This is a genomic window from Ereboglobus sp. PH5-10, assembly GCF_029504735.1.
In the GTDB taxonomy this organism is placed as follows: domain Bacteria; phylum Verrucomicrobiota; class Verrucomicrobiia; order Opitutales; family Opitutaceae; genus Ereboglobus.
In genome coordinates this window covers 251,531-269,248 of record NZ_JAQFIP010000002.1, presented here as the reverse complement: position 1 = coordinate 269,248, position 17,718 = coordinate 251,531, and the positions used below count along the sequence as shown (strand labels likewise).

Sequence of the window (17,718 nt, the reverse complement as noted above, 5' to 3'; positions counted from 1 at the left end):
GGTTAAAGGCGGGGAGAGCGGGAAAATTCCAAATTCCGAAATCCCAAATCCCAAAAAAATCTCAAATTCCAAATTCCAAAGAGCGAGGCTGTGCCTCGTCACACGGGCTGGCAGCCCGTGGCACAGAGGCAGACTTGGCAGTCTGCGCTACGAATGGCGGGCGGATGCTTTTTTGAGATTTGGTCATTTGAGATTTTGGAATTTATTTGGAATTTGGGTTTTGAGTATTGGAATTTGCCGCGCCTTGCGCGGCCGAGGCATTTTCGTGGGCGCGGATTTCGTCAACGGATTGGGTGAGTTCGCTGGAGGCGGTTTTGAAGAGGACGATGTTGGCGGCGATGACCACGACGATGAGCGTGACGAGGCAGATGAGCATCGGGATGAGCGTGGAGCCCATCGGGAGCGGGAGGTTGACGGTGTTGGTGCTCTTGTAGGCGTCGGGCGAGATGAGGCCGGATTCGTCGGTGTCGAGGTAGGGGCGGATGCGGGGGAGGATTTCCTTTTGCTTTTTGCGCAGGTATTCGTCCTGCCCCATATACCAGCCGCTGAATCCGAGGCCGAGGCAGATGTAATAAATGACAAGCCGCTCGACCGCGCCTTCCTTGGTGTCGGCGAGGGTTTCGTCGAGCATGTCGAAGAACTTTTCGTCGCCGGCGAGTTCGTTGCGCTCGTAGGCGAGGCGTTTTTTGTTCCACTCGGCGGAGTAGGGGAGCTTCGCCTCGGCGATCATGAAGTCCACGAAGAAGACGAGCGCGAGCTCGACTTTCTCGTAGTTGAGGTTGAGGCGGACGTCCTTGCGCGCGCGCTCGGCCATGTTGGCGAAGATGCCCTTGATTTCGGAATATGTGATGGCGTATTCACCCGCGGGCGCCTTGCGTCCGATGCGGTTGAGCCGGCAGATTTCCTGGAAGAGCGGATCGCAGAGTTCGTGAAGCGTGGGAACGGGAGATGGAGTGGCGTCGAGTGGATTCATGGTAGGCGGTGAGTGTGAGAGAAGACGGGAGATTTTATTTTCGATTTTCGATTTTCGATTTTTGATTGGGAGCTGCCGCTCCGTTTTGATTTTGCTGCCACGCGGTAGCGCGCAATCGAAAATCGAGAATCGAAAATCGAAAATTTCTTCAATCGGCGAGTGTCATGTAGAGTGCCACTTGGAAGTCGGATTTTTCCTGGTCGGGCCAGCGCAGGACGGCGACTTTTTCGGTTTGGAGTTGCTGCCAGATGCGCGCGCTTTCGGCGCGGTTGAGGCGGTAGAAACTCAGGCCGCCAATCGCGGGGAGCTGCATCGGGGGGAAGCGCTCCTCCTTGAGCTCGACGCCGCGCACGGCGCGGTTGGCCATGCTCTTGGGCATGAGTTTGAAGCGGTTGCCGTCCTCGATCATCGGGGCGATCTGGCGCGGGTCCTCGCCCGACTTGATGGCGAGGTAGTATTCGACGGGGCGCGTGAAATGCTCCTCGGTGAGCGTGGCTTCGAGGCCGTCGGGCGTGGTGGTGAAGTCAACCTTGAGGAAGGAGGCCGCAACCGCGCCGCGCAGGAGGGCGCGGATTTTGGTGCTGAGCTGGTCGAAGCCGTTGAAGAGGTTTTCGTGGTTGTAGGGCGGGATTTCGTAATCGTCCTTGTCGGGGTGCAGGCCGCAGAGCTCGGCGTGGAGCGAGCGGAGTTCGAGATACCAGTCGAAGGGCGTGATGCTGGCGGCGGTGAGCAGCGTGGTGAGGCGCGCGCTGTAATGGTTGAGCGTGCGCAGGCGGAGGACTTGCTCGATTTGCGCGCCGCGGAGGGTGTCCATCGCGAAGCCGCCGCGGTTGATCTGGATGACGAGTTCGGTGCGCGAGGCCTCGACCTGGTTGACGAGGTCGCGCACGATGTTGTGAAGCGTGGCGGAGCCGGTGAGGAAGAGGCAGGGCGAGGCGTATTCGGGGTCGAGCTTGGGCTGGCCGAGTTGCTCGCCGACGCCGCGCACGAGGCGGAGCACGGGGATGAGCTCGAGGTCGGACTTGTCCTCGTCGTCGGTGACGAAGCGGGCGTTGAGGCGGCGGATGAGGAGGGGCTTGGAGTTGTCGCCGGTGTTTTCGTCGGCGAGTGTTTTTTCCTCGACGCGGTAGATGATCTTGGCGGTGGCGTCGGGTTGCTCGGAGGGCGACTCGCCGCCGGAGTTGGCGCGGCCTTCCTTCCAGAGCGGCACGCCGAGGTAGATGTTAAAGACGGCGCCGCTGCCGGCGAAGAGGGGTTTCAGGTCGATGGAGGGCAGCTCGGCGTTTTCGGGGTAGTTGACTTCGAGGCCGCTGGGCATGACGGCGTGGAGTTTGTCGAAGCGGACGCGGAAGTTGGCGAGGTCGTCGAGCGAGAGTTTCGATTCGATGATGCCGTAGGGATGCGACCACGAGAGGCGCCGGTCGGATTGGTTCTGCGCGAGCACGCCGTGCTGGAGGCGCTGGAGGTGGTGCGGTTGAAGAAAAAGGCCTTCGTGCCAATGGATGTTGAGAGACATGGTGGTGGGATGGGGAGTGTGGTTGTTGGTGGTTGTTTGGTTGCTGGTTAAAGTGCGGGACTTAATTTTGGATTTTCGATTCTCGATTTTCGATTGGGAGCTACCGCTCCGTTTTCAATTTCGGTGCCGCGCGGTAGCGCGCAATCGAAAATCGAGAATCGAAAATCGAAAATTCTACTACCGGTTTTGTCCTTTCATAAGTTCCTCGGCGTATTTGGCGACGGCGTCCATCATGTCGGTTTGGATGGTGTCCTCGCTGATTTCCTGGGCGAGTTCGGTGTATTTTTTCCAGTTGCGGGCGTCGGCGTTGCCGAAGACGGAGGCGCCTTCGAGCTTGACCATGTCGCGGATGGCCTCGGGCGAGTAGCGCGACTGGAAGCGGCGCGTGAAGTTCTTGCCCGCGGGGCCGATGGCGGCGATGAGGCCGGCGATGAGCTGGCGGTTTTTTTCAAGCTGGCCGGCGATTTGCGCGGCGGAAACCTCGGGGTCGCCGGTCGTGGAGCGGCGGAGCGCGGTGCGCAGATCGCCGGCGGAGCCGTCGCGGCGGATGGTGGATTTCGGCGAGAGGCCTTTCCAGACGTTCCACGCGAGCTGGTCGGTCATGATGGCGAACTCGGCGAGCGCGGCGTAGAGTTTGCCGAGGCGCGAGCCGTCGATTTTGTCGGAGGGCGGGATTTTTAGCTTGTCAACGATGTCGGCGGTGGAGCTGCCGTCGATCGAGTCGCCGGAGACGCGCACGAAGCCGGCGTCGGCGAGTCGGGCCTTGATCGTTTCGCGTTGCTCAAGGGAAAACTTCGGCAGTGTTTTGAGGAAGAGCGCCCAGACTTCGTCGGGGGTGCGTTCCTCGCTGGCGGCCTTGGTGGCGACGGCGGGCGCGGAGGAGAGCGATTCCCATGTGGGGAATTTTTCCGCGAGCGTGTCGAGGTAGAGCAGGCGTTTGCCGAGCGGGACGGGGTCGAGGAGTTTTTTGAGTTCGTCCTCAAGGAACGCCTCGCGGCTCTCGGCGGGATCGTCGGCGAAGTTGGCTTGCAGGTAGCGCAGGCGCGTGGCGGCGGCGGCGGCCCAGGCGGGCGCGTCGGTGAGGGGCTGCGAGTTTGAGGGGGCGGTGGAGGTGGGTGTTGTCATAAAAAATGGCGGGAAGTTGGCGGCGAGGTAAGTCGATTTAAGTCGGTTCTATTGTTGTTGGCGAACGTAGGGTTGTTTGCGGAGGAGCATCATGAGCTGGCCGCGGATGATCATGGATTTGGAGGCGTCGAAGGCGGGGCGGATGCCGACGTCGGCGTAGCCTTCGCTTTCGGCGGGGAGCGGGTAGGTTTTTTTCGGGTCGATGGTGGCGGGCGAAATGGCGGAGCCGCCGGCCACCGAATAAGCGCCGCCCGCGGCGGCGAGGGGATCGTGAAGCAGGATCGCCACGTTGCCGAAGAGGTGCGCGAAGCCGGTTTCGTTTTGCGCGGAGGCGGCGTTGACGTCGGAGAACCAGAGCGCGCCGTCGTTTTGCTCCGGGGCGTAGGCCGGGGCCGTGGAATGGGTTTGCACGGTCGGCGAGGGCGCGCCGGGCGGCGCGTAGGCGCCGGAGTCGGGCCAGGGGAACTCGAAGAGCGCGCCGTTTTTCACGAGGTGGTCGCGCTGGGCGAGCCAGGTGGCGTCGGTGAAGTTTGCGCCGGGGGCGTCGGGGCGCGCGAGTTTTTTGGCGAAGAGCTCGACGATACCGGACCATTCCTCGGTGGTGGGGAGGCGCGCGCCGAGTATCCGTTCCGTGAATACACGGGCGGCGGCGGGCGGGAGGTTTTGCATCGGTGCGTTGGGGGTTGGCGGCACGGGCGGCGTGATGCCGGGCGCGTAGTAGGGTTCGGGCCAGCGCGGGTCGAGGAACGCCTGCCAGCGGGTGTTGAGCGACATGCGCGAGTCGTTGAGGCGCGTGGCGGTGGTGCGGCGCTGGGCGAGCACGCGCCAGGGTTGCGGGCCGGGGCGGAAGTCGGTGTCGATGCCGCCGGAGACGTCGCCGATCCACGCGGGCATGGCGTCGATCACGGCGCGGCCCTCGGGGCGGCCTTCGATGAGCGCAATGAACTCGCCAACGGATACCGACGTCGTGGACAGGAAGAATGGAACGCCGGCCTCGGGTTCGACGAGGAGGTATTTCTGGATGTGCGCGTTGCCGCGCAGGTCGGTCCAGCGGTAGGTGGCGGCGCGCATGTCGTCGGAAAACTCGCCCGCCCAGCCGATGCGTCCGGGGCCGATGTCGGCGGGCGTTGTTTTTTCGCCGGTGGGTTCGAGATTGATGTTTTGCGCCTCGCCAACAAAGGCGGAGAGTTCGGCGCGCGCGGTGACTTCGGGAATGGCGCGGGCGTTGGTGACAAATGTGTTTCGCTGGTCGCGGGCGTCGGTTTCGTTGAGGCGCGCCCAGCGGGTTTGCTTGGCTTGCGCGAGGAGGTAGTCGAAGCGGTCGAGGCCGGTGAGGTCATCGGGTTTGACGCCGAAGGCGTCCATGCGCGCGATGACGTCGGGCGTGTGCTCGACGGGGATTTGCGCGTAGCTGCGACGCCAGCGTTTGGGCGCGGCGGTGGTGATGAGCGCGAGGCGTTTGGCTTTTAGTTCGGCCAGGAGCGCTTCCGTTTTTTGTTTTTCGTCCGTTGCGGAATCGCCGGGCGGTGTAGAGAAGGCCGGTGATTTTTCGATGTGCTCAACCAGGCCTTTTTCCAAGGTTATTTCAGTGTCGAGTTCCTCAACGCTCACCGGCCAGTCGGGAAGCGCGTCAAGGCGCCGCCATGCCGAGAGGGGGACGCTGAGCGAGGCGGGCGATGCCGCGGTTTGCGCAAGCGTGGCGCGGTCGGTTTCGGTTTGGAGGGATTGAATCAGCCTGCACTCCGCGAATATTTTCGAGGGGCTGCCCTCGGCGGTTACCGCGGTGGCCGCGACATTTGCCGAGGCGCGCGCAAAGTTGTCGCCGAGGGTTTGGTCGGTCGCGCCGATTTTTTCATTCCATGCGTAACCTTGGTTTAGCGCGGATTGGAGGTCCTGGAGTTCGTGCGCGAGTTTGGTCGCGGCCTCGCGCCATGCCGCGAGGGTTTCCGTATTGCCGCGAACGGCGGCTGTGGCGGCAAATTCCACAAGCGTTTGGGCGGGTGTTCCGTTTGCCGTCCATTGTGTTTCGGCGAGCAGCTTTGTGAACAGCTCTTCTTTTTGCGCCGCATCGGCCGCGTTTGTTTGGGCGGTGATCGCAGAATCCGTTTTAACCAGATCGGGCGGTTTCACGCCGCCGGCGACTTGGGGGCCGTCGAGGCCGGAGAGGAATTCGCGGGTTTGGCGGACGCGGGTGCGAAGGTCGCGGAAGGCGTTTTCGTTGGCGGCGAGGCGGTCGGCGGTGATGTCGGTGAGGAGCGTGTCGCGACGGCGCGCCCACTCGGCGTTGAGGACGGCGCTGGGGCCGACGTTGGCGGCGCGCATGCGGGCGAGCCATTCGACGGGGTTGGGGTGGAGTTCGTCGAGCGCGATGGCGATTTGCGCGGCGAGCGCGGTGTAGCGGTTTTGCAGGGTCGCGGTTTTTTCGCGCGCGACGGGGATGTCTTTTTTGAGGACTTGCTCGGCGCGCAGGGTGTTGAGGTCGGCGGTGAGCGCGGTTTGCTCGCGGGTGAGCGGCGCGGAGACTTCGGTGCCGCCGCCGAGGCTGGCTTCCTCGTTGGTCAGGTTGCGAAGGGCGGTGGCCGCGGCGGTGACGGCGGTGTCGAGCGCGGGCGCGCGGCGCGGGTCCTCGTCGGGCGTGACGATGTAGTAGTCGCGGATTTCGGCGTCCCAGCGGGCGAGGGTTTCGTCGGTTGCGGGGCCGGTGTGGTTGCGCACAAAGCTTTCGGCGAGCCAGCGTTTTTGGCCGATGCCGCCGGCCCAATCGCCGCGGACGAAGGCGACGCGTGTGTCGAGCGCGGGGGCGGTTTCGGCGAGTTTGGCGGGGAGTTCGGCGAGCGGCGCGGCGGCTGCGGCGGTGATTTCGCGCGGGCGCAGGCCTTTGAGGACGGGGTCGTTGGTTGCGTCGAGGGTGTCGAGTTTTTGGGCGGTGGCGGCCCAGGCACGCTCGGCGGCGGCGGCGGTTTCGAGGGTGTTGAGGCGGCGGGTGATGTTGGCGGGGAGACGTCCGGAGTTGATGGAGGGGAGGTTGGTGAACTCGGGCGCGCGGAGCTCTTCGGCGGCGGCGGCGAGGCCGAGTTTTTCAAAGCGTTCGGCGGTTTGCGCGAGGGTGTTCGCGCCGGGCCACTCGACGAAGCTGGCGGCGAGTTTTTCGAGCGTGGCGTGGGCTTGCTTGACGCGGCGGACGACGAGGCCTCGCTTGGCGGACTCGGGCGGGTTGGCGCGGAGGTTTTCGAGGTTGCGGTTGTCCTCGGTGAGGACGCGCGGGTCGAGCGCGGCGCGGGCTTCGGGGGTGATGTGGACGAGGACGTTTTCGCGGAGCCAGGTGTCGGCGCCCCAGCGGGGGGCGTTTCTGGCGTTGCCGGCTTCGGCGCAGAGGGAGCCGAACCAGTCATACCAGATGTCGCAGAGCTGGGCGAACTCGGGCGGGACTTCCTCGACGTCGGGCGGGAGGTTGCCGAGTTTGATGGCGAATTCTTGCAGGGACTCGGGGATTTTTTCGAAGGGGGCGAAGCGCAGCGCGGCGAAGGGGGACGAGAGGACGAGGAGCGCGGCGACGGGGATGAGGATTTTGGTGCGGGTGCGCATGCCGCGCCCGCCGAGCTTGGCGAAGCGGCGTTGCAGTTCGTCGAGCGTGGCGGTGTCGGGCGCGGGGTGCGGATCGAGGAGGTAGTTGCAGAAGTCGAGCCAGGCGCGTTTGTGTTTGCCGAGGGAGGTCCACTCGGGGCCGTCCTCGATGGGCCAGCCGGTGTGCTGGCGGCGGCGGATGAGCGTGGCGATGAGCGTGCCGAGCGCGCGGTTGTCGGCGACGCGGGCTTGCTGCGTGGTGACGCCGGAGAGGGGCGCGGGTTCGGTGAGGAGGACGGGGGATTTGCGAAGCGGGCCGTTGCCGCCGATGAAAATGTTTCCGGCGGTGAGCGCGCCGTGGGGGCGGCCCGCGGCGGCGTCGAGCGCGACGAGGGCGTCGATCACGCCGCGCGTGAAGGCGTGGATGGCGCGCAGGTCGAGTTCGAGGCGCGCGTCGATGATGCGGGCGAGCGTGCGCGGATAATAATCGGTGACGAGGTAGGCGGCGGTGACGGCGGGGGTGTCGATGCCGCAGATTTTCGGGGGCGCCTTGACGAGGCCGGTGGCGCGGACGGCGACCCAGCGTCCGGGGGCCTTGGCGTGCGCGGCTTGTTGCGCCTCGATTGCGGACTGGAAGGCGGTGAAGAGCGCGGCGCGGCGGGGGCCGGGCGGCTGGTCGGTGGCGTAGGTTTTGAAGGCGAGCCCCTGGGGTTTGTCAGGGGCTCCGGAGGAGGCGGCAAAATGCACGGTGGCGCTCGCGGTGCTGGAGATTTCAGCACCGAGCGTGTAGCCGTTGATGGTTTTGCCGGGGGGCATCAGAGAATAGGACGGATAAGACCGATAGGGCGGATTGGGGAGCTACCGCTCCGAGACGCGAAGATGGAGCGGAAGCTCCCAATCCAAAATCGAGAATCGAAAATCGAAAATTTATTAGAAGAGCTTGAAGCCTTTCTTTTCCGTGGCCGGCGGGGTGAGGACGCGGAGGCCGCTTTCCTGAACGAGGATTTCGAGGGGGGCTTTTTTGTCCTTCTTCCACGCCTTGGCGTCGAGGGAGAGGATGAGGCGGCGCGGGTCGGCGGCTCCGCCACGGTCGGCGGCGATGCCGGGGAGGTCGGCGATGATGACGACGTTGCTCGCGCCCTGGTCGAGCCAGCGTTTCCATTTGGCGTCGGTCGAGGGGACGGTTTGCGCGGCGGGTTTGCCGCGGCCGTAGTCGAGCGTGATGCGGTCGGTGTCACGACGGGTGGCGTTGCCGGGCTGCCAGTAGTCGGTGACCGAATACGACTGCCACTTGGGAAGGTCGGAGACGGCGTTTGCGCCGATGATGTCGATTTGCATCGAGGTGTTTTCGAGCGATTTGTCCACGGTGATTTTTATCTCGTGGGCAACGGGTTTCGGCGTGCTGCCGCAACCGGCGATGAAGAGCGCGGTGAGCGCCGCGATGATGGATAGGATGCTTTTGGTATTCATTGATGGATGTGGTGGAAATGCGGAATGGTTGTTCGACTTAAATCGATTCAAGTCGACTTAAGTCGTGGGGATTTTTCTGATGACGCGGGCGACTTCGCGGTTGCTGGTCCAGTCGCTGATGATGAGGCCGCGGGTGCGGAGGAGGAGGTTGCCGAGGTCGCGCAGGGGGGCGTCGAGGGCTTTTTCCAGGTTGAAGGGCGAGGCGTCGCCGTAGTCTTTGCAATAGCTGTCGGGGCCGGCGCCGGGGATGAGGCGGGCGAGTGTGCCGATGATGTGCCACCAGAGGTCGGGCGGCACCCAGTCGGCGGCGTCCTCGGCGGTGACGCCGTCGTAGGCGAGGCGGTGCGGGCCGAGCGCGGCGCGGATGCGCGGGTCGGCCTCGGCGACTTGGACGGCGCGCGCGGCGAAGGGTTCGAGCACGGTGTCGGGCGCGGCGGGTTTGGTGGCTTCCTGGCCGAGCTTGCGGGCGTAGCCGATGAGGTCGTCGGTGGCGACGCCGAGCGTGTTGCCGGAGTTGACGAGGAGGAGGAGCGCGCCGAGCACGGCGAGCGAGTAGAGGTCGGCGGGCGCGCTGAGGAGGGGAATCGTCTCGAAGGGCGTGTCGGGAAACACGGCGCCTTCGGTGTTGCGGAGCATTTCGTTGATTTCGGGCGGGAGGTCCTGGGGGATGGTGCGGAAACGGGCTTCGCCGGCGGCGAGTCCCTCGGCGGTGTCGAGGCGGGCGAAGAGGTCGGGCGCGATGTTGGGGAGCGGGAGGCGGAGCCAGAGGATGTCGGACGCGGAGTGGCCGACGCGGTCGGGCGTGACGAGCGTGCCTTCGACGCAGATGCGGTCGCCGGTGTCGGTGTAAACGCGGCGGATGCGCACGTCGCCAAAGCCGCGAATGGACTGCGTCATGTGCGCGGGGCGATAGACGGAGGCGGAGGGTTGTTCGAGGGCGATGAAGTAGCGGACATCGGCCGTCTTGATGGGGAGCGCCATGGACTGGCCGGCGCGGACGGGGACGAGGCGCGCGGTCCAGAGCGCGGGGAGCGTGGTGTCGGGCGCGTCGAGCGCGACGCGGAAGGAGTCGGCGGAGAGGTTGAGGTAGGGGAGCTGGCGTTGCTTGATGGCGGCGCGGGCGTGGTGAAGCGCCTGGTGAAGGAGCGAGAGTTTGAGGTGGAGCGATTCGATGAAGCGCCCGCAGCGGCCACCGGCGGTGGAGAAGAGGTGGAGGCCGTGTTGCTGGGCGGCGTCCCAATCGGAGAGGGCGCGGAGCGGGGCGTCGAGCGGATAGGTTTCGCGCGCGCTGGCGTTGCCTTTCCAGGGGCGTCCGCCGAGGAAGGCGGCGTAGTCGTCGAGCGCGATCGGGGCGAGGCGTCGGAGAAATGTTAAACCGCTTTCGGGGTTTAGGGGATGTAGTTTTTGGGGGAGTGCGTGGAGTTTGGCGCTGTGGGTGTTCAGTTGCTCGGATGTGAGGGGCGCGGGGATGAATTGCGGTTTGCCGTCGGGGGCGGTGGCGCGCCAGTGGCGGGCGGTGGTGCTGGAAAAGGCGGGGAGCCCGGCGGCGAGGAGTTCGGCGTCGTCGGTGGCGAGAGTGTAGGGTTGGTTCTCGGGCGTGGCGGGATGCCAGGGGGCGAGGGCGTCGAGGTCGATGCAGGCGGGGCGGGGGTGTTGTTGCTCGAAGCCGGTTTGGATGCACGCGGCGGGGTCGGCCTCGATGAAGGTGCGCGTCATCACATCCCAGCGGGCGTCGAGCATGGCGTTGGTGAGGGGATCGTTGCCGGCGATGGTTTTGTATTCGGCGGCGGCGAGGGGCGCGACGGTTTGTATCCAGATTTCAAGCCATTCGCGGTGCCGGCCGGTGGCGTCGAGGACGGCGCCGAGGTAGACGCGGGCGTCGAGCGTGGAGCGCAGGAGCACGAAGGGGCAGGAGGGCGTGGTCGTGCTTGGGGGTGGGTTTTGGTTGACGACGATGCAGACGCGCAACGGCTGCCCGGCGCTCGCGGCGTCGATGGGAACAAAAACGTGGTTGGGAGGGAGCATGAGGGAAAGGGCTGAAGGACTGAAAGGCTGAATGGCTGAGGTTCAGGGTTTGGTGCGTGGCGCGGCTGTCAGCCGCCGATGTTCACGGTGGGACAGCCAAGCGTGATGACTCCGCCGTGGGCGGTGTTGTCGCCCATGCGCGCGGCGGGCATTTTGCCGATCATGACTGTTGCGGAGCCTTTGATGATGCTGTCCGGGGGGCCGGTGCAGGTGCACATGTTGCCCACGGTGGCGGCGGGCATTTTGCCGATCATGACCGTGGGGCATCCGGGGCCGGTGATGGGGCCGCCGACGTGCGGGACGGGCGGCACGCCGGGTGTCACCATCGGGCAGGTGTGCATGTCTGTGAGTCGTGCGGCGAATGGCATGGTTGGAAAAAAGGCTGAAGGTCTGAAGGACTGAGGGGCTGAAGGTCGCGTTGGTGAGAGGTGAGTGTGCGGTCGTGTTTTAAAATGTGAATTAAGAAAATCAGCGCGCGGTGGTTTCTTTTTTCTTCTGTTTGGTTTGCTCCAGGATGGTTTGGTAGTTGGTGAGGACGGCGCCGACGAAGAGGTTGAGCAGAAGGAATGCAGCGAGGACATACCAGAGGACGTGGAAGCCGGTCACGACGGGGGGGCTGACATGGATGATGCCGTATTCGGAGGCCTTGACGAGGTTGTAGCGGATGTCGGTCCAGTCTTCGCCGGTGAGGAGGCGGAAGAGGGTGAACATGGATTCGCCGAGCGTGCCGTAGGGGTCGGGCGAACAGGATGGCGTGGGCGGCGCGACTTCGACGAGTTGCGCGTAGGCGGCGGCTTTTTCCGGGGGCAGGGTCGCGGGTTCGGGCAGGCGGAACATGGAGATGCCCAGGATGGCGAACAGATACATGAACGCAAAAAACACGACGGCGTTGCAGAGCAGCGAGCGGAGCGAACGCAGGAGCACGCTGACGATGAGGCGGATTTCGGCGGAAAGGCGAAGCAGGCGGAGCACCCGGAAAACACGCAGCACGCGCAACGCGAGCAACGTGAGGCCGTTGTCGAACGCCGTCTCGGGGATGTAGTTGATGACGAGCAGCGAGAAGTCGAAAATGTTCCAGCCGGAGGTGACGAATTCCTTGAGGCTCGTGCGCGCGAAAAAGCGGATGACAAACTCGATGGTGAACAAAACGAGTATGATGTTTTGAATCCTGTGAATGGTGTCGTTTGCCTGCAATTGATAGGTGTTCAGGCCTATGAAAAAGCAGTTCGCCAAAATGATGATGGCGACGGCGACCTCGAATGTGGTTCGGGCGATCAGGTTGCGGCAGAATTGTGAGATCATGTTCATTGAAAAGGACTGAAGTCCTGAAAGCCTGAAGGCTGAAGATTGGTTGGTGGTTGGGTGGTGATTTTAAAAGTGGTTGTTTTTTTTCGGCCTTCAGATTTGGCGGATTGTCGATATCGCTCGGAACAGGCTTTCAGGTTTTTCACCCGAGCGGGCATTGCGGACATTTTTTGGAGCCGGCTTTTTTGCCGGCGGATTTCGCGACCTCGCCAAGCGCGAAGGCGGAGGCAATCGGGCCGAAATTGGGCAGCGGCGGCACGTCGCCGAGTGGCGTGAGATCGAGGTTCCCGAGATCGACTGTTTCCATTAACCTGAGCGCGGGGAAAAATTGCGAGGCGGCCGCCCAGCTTTGGGCGTTGGCGGTCTGCTCGGGGGTGAGTGAGTCGGCGATTTGTTCACCAAACTCGACAAGGGGCTGCAGTGGCACGCCGACTTTGGCGATGAAGTTGGGCGGTGTGAGTTTCGCGAGGTCGAGTTTGAAATAGCTGGCGACGTTAGTGTTGGTTTGCGCGATGCTGAGCACCTGCATCATTGCGGGAAGCGCGGCCATGGCGGGCGCGGGCGGCTCGGGCGGGAGCTTGGCGAGGATTTTGAGCTTGTTGGCGATTTTGAGGACGGCGCCAGGTTTTTTCAGGTCAACATTCATCGCCTTGGCCAGGCGCGCGACAGTGGCGAGCGGCGCGAGTGGTTTGAGTTGCTCGAGGGGCAGGGGCGGGATGGTTGCGACAGTCTTCGTAATGACCTGGATCTTGGCGAGCGCGGCGGGGTCGAGCGGAGTGAGTTTGAGCGAAAGCATCGCCTTTGCCATGCGCATTTGCGTGACGACGGCGGAGACTTTTTGCATGATCGGCTGCGGAGGAGGCGGCATCGTGGCCAGCGTGGGAACGGCGAGCGGTATTTTCGCAAGGCCGAGGAGCGAGCCCTGCATTCTTGCTTCGAGCGCGGGGTCTTCAATGTTTGCACCGGTGGCCTGATTAATGACGCGGATGACTGGCGTTACGCTTTCCATCCGGCCGATCTTCATGTGGTCGAACGGCAGGCGCGCGATCGCCTGGGGCACGCGCATTTTGTTTATGATGTTGAGTTTCGAGCGGATGAAGTTGTTTGCCGCCGAGGGGCCGGCCATGGTGAGAGGCGTGAGCGGGTCGAGTTTTGGGATGGGGATTTCGGGGAGCTCGGGCAGGAGAGGGATGAGTTTTTTCAACTGGTCGAGCATCTTCACGGGGCACACGCACGGGATGGTGGCGGCCCCGAGAAGATTGTCGGCGAGTGATGAGAAAAAGCCCATGTGGCGATTTTGGATTTTGGAATGCGGATTTTGGATTGGGCGCTGTCGCGCCATGTGCCGACTTAAAACGACTCAAGTCGGCACAAGTCGATGCAGGTCGGTGGTTCAGTTTTTCGGCACGCGGAGCGCCAGGGGCGCGTTGTCAACGGAGATGGAGTTGATGCGTCCGAGGCGGATGGAGTCGGAGTTCTTGATCGAGAGGATCGGTATGAAACCGGCGTTCGACACGGCGACGGCGGCGCGCTCGGTGAGCCACGCCTCGGCGCAGGGCATCATCTTGGATTCGCCTTTTTCCTTAAAGTGGAAAACGGGAATGTCGCCGAGCGTTTCGCCCGCGTCGAGGTCCATGCCCCAGCCCTTTTGCTTGAAGCGCTCAAGATACATGCGGGCAACAAGCACCGCGGGGCTCGCCCAGAGGTATTGCTCGTGCTGGTCGGGCGACTCGATTTCCTCGAAGGGGAAGGGCGCGATGGGATCGGTCGTCTTGCCGTAGGGCAGGCGCATGAGGACGCGCGGCATGGCGAGCGCGAGGTAGGCGGCGTCCGGGCTTTCGCGGAGGGCCTTGAGCGCGGCGCCGATGTCGGTGTCCTTTGTTTTTGTCCAGTCGTCGGGATCGGGTTGCGTGGCGAAACTGGCGCAACCGAGCGCGAAGGGATGCCCCGCGGCGATGATTGGCGTCTGGTTCGCGGCGAAGACCGCTGCGAGCTTTTTGGTGCGCGCGAGATCGTCGGGCGAATCGCCGAAGGTGTGCATGCAAAACGCGGCCATCCACTGGTTTTCCGCGATGGTGTCGCGGATCATTTTGTGGAGCTCGGTCTCGGTCGGGTTGTCGCCGTTCTTGGTGAGGTCGAAGGCGATTTCCTCCTTCGAGACATCGTAAACGAGAAGTTTGATGCGGTCGCCGTCGTCGAAAAGGCGCACGAGCATGTCGATCGAGCGCCACGCGGATTCAAGCGCCTGGAAGCGCGGATTCGAGAGAATGGCGCGGAGGCGCACGGCGCACGCGGCGTCGAGCGCGGCGACGAGTTGTTGCTGGTGCGCGGTGGGGTTCTTGACGACGTTGTCGGCGACGGCCTGCTTGATGAGCGCCTCGACCGCCTGCGTGGCCGTGGACGCCTTTGCCGCCGGAGCCGCGCCTTTTTTGGCGGCGGGCTTTTTCTTGAGAAGGCGCTCGAGCGTTTGCTCGGTGGTCTCGCCGGGACGCGCGCCGGAGCTGCGGCGCGGAGCCTTCGGGAGCGGCGTGCCGAGGAGTTTCTGGAGTTGCGCGGCGGCCTTCGCGAGCGAGGCGGACGAGAGAAGCTGCGGACGCAGCGTGCGGAGATTCTGGATGCCGGGGAATTTTTTGTAGAACTGGTCGGGGTGGAAATCGTCGAGTTCGTTGAACGTGAGCTCGACCTTGGTGCCGGGCGCGCCGGGGTCCTCGATGGTGAGGGTCGGGGAAAGTTTTTCGTAGAGCTCGTCGTGCGAATCGAGATCGACGAGGTAGCCCTTGCGGTCGGCGAGCGGCTCGACAACGCCGCGGCTGACGCGTCCTGTGAAATCGCCGATCAGCGCGATGACGAGCGGCTGCTTCGAGCCGGGGTGCGCCTTCGGCGCGGAACGGACGCCGAGAGTGGCGGAGAGCGAAGGTTTCACGCCGGAGCCGGTGGAGGCTTTCGGTGCTTCGCGCGGCGGAGCGGCGGGCGCGGGAGAATCCTCATCCGAAGAATCAGACGAATCATCGAATGAAGAATCATCGGATGACGATGCGGACGAATCGTCATCGCCATCGAGACCCGCGAGCAAGCTGTCGAGATCGGAGTCGCCGCCGGACGAGCTGTCGCTGTCGGAGGAGGACGACGACGATGAATCGTCATCACCGCCGAGTCCGGCGAGAAGGCTGTCGAGGTCGTCGTCGCTCGATTCGCTGTCGCCGGAGTCGGCGGAAGGCGTGTCGTCGCCGCCGAGACTTTTTAGGAGATCGTCGAGTGAAGTGTCGTCCGATGCGGAGGAGGATGCGGAATCGTCGCCGGAATCGCCGAGTTCGGCGAGGAGGTCTTCGAGTGATTTATCGTCGTCGCTCATAATGATGGATGGAAGGGTGGATTTAAGGCGCTCTGCAAAAGACTATTGGGAAAACACGCCCCTAGGTTGCGCACATATTTAAGGAGCTGAATCGAGGTCGTCGAGATTTGTTTATGTCATTGAGTTGTAAATGACTTGTGTTTGCGAAAAATTCTGCAGGGGAGCCGCCCGCCGGCCCCCCTGCAAGGGCCGCATCCACCCGCTTCCCTGTCGGGAAGTTCCATCGTGTGGCAGCCCTAAGTGGTGATTGAAGAAATTGCGTGTTGAGGAAATAGGTGAACACGGTTTGAGGAGGTTTTTCAGGTGGTGGGATGCCTGTAAAAAGCGACCGGCCGCAAATACCGTCAATGGGAAGGTAATTACAAACTTTGGATTTTTTTGTAATCACACGGCCTTGGCGCGACGCAGGCGAATGCGCGCGTGACAGGGTTTACCGGGAAATTTTTCGATTTTCGAAATACCCAAAAGCCCGCACCGCCCGTAGTTCTCAGCGCGCTCGGCGAGCACGCCCTACCCGTTAAAAAAACAAAACCATCTCGCAAATTGTGTTACTGCGAAGAAAAAAGCTCGGCGATCACGTCCTCAAGCGGGACGTCCTCAATGGTGATGTCCGCGACACTGCCGGCGGAAAGAATTTCCTGCGAAACGGCGACAATGTCCGCGGCGGGAACGCTGAGCGTGATGTGTCCGTCCTTGTCGCGCACGGCCTGTCCGTGGCGCGAGGTCCAGTTTTCGGGAAACGCGCCGGGCTGGGGGAGGAATTTTATGATTTTGCCGCGGGCGCCGGAACCGGCCTCAAGCCGGTCGAGCGCGCCATCGTAGATTTTTGTCCCGCGATGAATCACGATCACGCGGTCGCAGAGTTCCTGGATGTCGGCCATGTAGTGGCTCGTCAGCAGGATGGTGACATTGTGCCGGCGGTTGTATTCGCGCAAAAACTGGCGGACGGCTTTTTGCGAAACGACATCGAGCCCGATGGTGGGCTCGTCGAGAAAAAGGACGCGCGGGCGGTGGAGCAGGGCGGCGATGAGCTCCATTTTCATGCGTTCGCCGAGCGAGAGTTCGCGCACCATGACGTTGAGCTTGTGGCCGACGCCGAGCCGTTCGACGAGCTCGTCGAGCGTGCTTTTGAAGCTGTCGGCGGGCAGCCCGTAGATATGGCGGAGCAGTTGAAACGACTCGATGGCGGGCAAGTCCCACCAGAGCTGGTTTTTCTGTCCGAGCACGAGCGCAAAAATGCGACGGTAGGCGGACTCGCGCCGCGTGGGATCGAAACCGGCGACGCGCGCCGTGCCGCTCGTCGGAAAAATGAGCCCCGAGAGCATCTTGAGCGTCGTGGTTTTTCCTGCGCCGTTGGGTCCGAGGAACCCGACAAACTCGCCCTCGGAAATATCAAACGAAACATCCTTCGCCGCGGCGATCTCCTCAAAGTCGCGTTTGAACAACCCGTAAATGCCGCCCAGAAAACCGGGCCGCTTTTTATAGGTGCGAAAGACGCGCGTGAGATTTCGGACTTCGATCATTGTGATATTGTAGAGGAGTCACTTGACGGAATAATTTCCACATAAATAATTTTTCCGTTTTCGGCTTTGAGCGAAACTTGATCCGCTTTTTTTTGAATGACTTTGTGCGTCGCCGGATCACGCAATTGCAATGTTACGCCAGTCCGCGCCTCAAATGTGATGACAAACGCATTTTCGTCCAATTTCACTTCTCCGGCATAGGGAATAAATGGAACGTAACTTGCATGAGACTTTCCATCAATTTCTATAATCGGTTGGTCATAGTGAATTGAAAATACTGCCTCCTGCTTTAAAATTTTAACCGGAATATTAAAGCGAAAGAGGGCGCAGTATGCGTTCGGAAACAACTCGATATTGGTTATGATGGTGGCTCCGTTGCTTTCATATTTAGGGCGGTATTCCTTGTCATTGTATTGCAGCACCGGGTTTATTTTCTCTATCAGCCCTTCTGCTGTTTTTATGCTTTTGGGAACGGGAACGGGAAGTTTTATTTCAAAATGCGTGTCTGATCGCGATTGCCCATGCTGGGCAGGTTTATGTTTCTTTTGAATTTTTATAAATTTATAATAGCCTGTGACGACAATTTTTTGGTTAGAGCATCCCACAGTAACATTTTCCTCCGTCATGGCGTAATCGGGTTCGACGACCAAATTCGCCTGCAGGAATGCGCATATAATACAATTTAATACGAAAAAAGAGAATAAGCGTTTTGTAGGGGCGCACCTTGCGTGCGCCCTCGTATGCGAAAGACTGTTTGCGTGCGTATTCACAACGCGGTCGGACGCGAGGACGCACGCAAGGTGCGCCCCTACGAGGCTGTTGTTTTTGAAATGCTCTGGTTGAACGGACATTTATTATAATTGTC

The 17,718-nt window shown here is 62.3% G+C and carries 12 protein-coding genes; all 12 read right to left on the bottom strand.

Annotated elements, in window-relative coordinates:
- Nucleotides 1–202 precede the first annotated feature (202 nt).
- Nucleotides 203–973, bottom strand: a complete 771-nt coding sequence (locus M2447_RS03060) for a DotU family type IV/VI secretion system protein (RefSeq protein ID WP_277557350.1) — start codon at nucleotides 971–973, stop codon at nucleotides 203–205.
- 148 nt (nucleotides 974–1,121) lie between these two features.
- Nucleotides 1,122–2,489 carry a type VI secretion system baseplate subunit TssK gene (gene tssK, locus M2447_RS03055; protein ID WP_277509046.1) on the bottom strand — a complete coding sequence of 456 codons (1,368 nt, stop codon included), beginning with the start codon at nucleotides 2,487–2,489 and terminating at the stop codon, nucleotides 1,122–1,124.
- Between the two features lie 177 nt (nucleotides 2,490–2,666).
- Nucleotides 2,667–3,614 carry a hypothetical protein gene (locus M2447_RS03050; protein ID WP_277557349.1) on the bottom strand — a complete coding sequence of 316 codons (948 nt, stop codon included), beginning with the start codon at nucleotides 3,612–3,614 and terminating at the stop codon, nucleotides 2,667–2,669.
- A 48-nt stretch (nucleotides 3,615–3,662) separates the two neighbouring features.
- Nucleotides 3,663–7,994 (bottom strand): hypothetical protein, encoded by a 4,332-nt coding sequence (locus M2447_RS03045; protein ID WP_277557348.1) that lies wholly within the window; start codon nucleotides 7,992–7,994, stop codon nucleotides 3,663–3,665.
- Between the two features lie 114 nt (nucleotides 7,995–8,108).
- Nucleotides 8,109–8,648, bottom strand: a complete 540-nt coding sequence (locus M2447_RS03040; protein WP_277509040.1) for a hypothetical protein — start codon at nucleotides 8,646–8,648, stop codon at nucleotides 8,109–8,111.
- A 57-nt stretch (nucleotides 8,649–8,705) separates the two neighbouring features.
- Nucleotides 8,706–10,673: a hypothetical protein gene (locus M2447_RS03035; protein WP_277509039.1), complete on the bottom strand. Its 1,968-nt coding sequence runs from the start codon at nucleotides 10,671–10,673 to the stop codon at nucleotides 8,706–8,708.
- Between the two features lie 68 nt (nucleotides 10,674–10,741).
- Nucleotides 10,742–11,041 (bottom strand): PAAR domain-containing protein, encoded by a 300-nt coding sequence (locus M2447_RS03030; protein ID WP_277509036.1) that lies wholly within the window; start codon nucleotides 11,039–11,041, stop codon nucleotides 10,742–10,744.
- Nucleotides 11,042–11,141: 100 nt separating this feature from the next.
- The gene (locus M2447_RS03025; protein WP_277509035.1) at nucleotides 11,142–11,975 is read right to left on the bottom strand and encodes an ion transporter; all 834 of its coding nucleotides are present in this window, start codon (nucleotides 11,973–11,975) and stop codon (nucleotides 11,142–11,144) included.
- Between the two features lie 145 nt (nucleotides 11,976–12,120).
- A complete protein-coding gene (locus tag M2447_RS03020) occupies nucleotides 12,121–13,266 on the bottom strand; it encodes a hypothetical protein (RefSeq protein ID WP_277557347.1) in 1,146 nt (381 codons plus the stop codon).
- Nucleotides 13,267–13,371: 105 nt separating this feature from the next.
- Nucleotides 13,372–15,330, bottom strand: coding sequence for a type VI secretion system contractile sheath large subunit (locus M2447_RS03015; protein WP_277557346.1), 1,959 nt, complete (start codon nucleotides 15,328–15,330; stop codon nucleotides 13,372–13,374).
- A 548-nt stretch (nucleotides 15,331–15,878) separates the two neighbouring features.
- Nucleotides 15,879–16,853 (bottom strand): ATP-binding cassette domain-containing protein, encoded by a 975-nt coding sequence (locus tag M2447_RS03010; RefSeq protein WP_277557345.1) that lies wholly within the window; start codon nucleotides 16,851–16,853, stop codon nucleotides 15,879–15,881.
- Nucleotides 16,850–17,503, bottom strand: coding sequence for a hypothetical protein (locus tag M2447_RS03005; RefSeq protein ID WP_277557344.1), 654 nt, complete (start codon nucleotides 17,501–17,503; stop codon nucleotides 16,850–16,852). Before M2447_RS03005 ends, M2447_RS03010 begins: the two co-directional genes overlap by 4 nt.
- Between the last annotated feature and the right edge of the window lie 215 nt (nucleotides 17,504–17,718).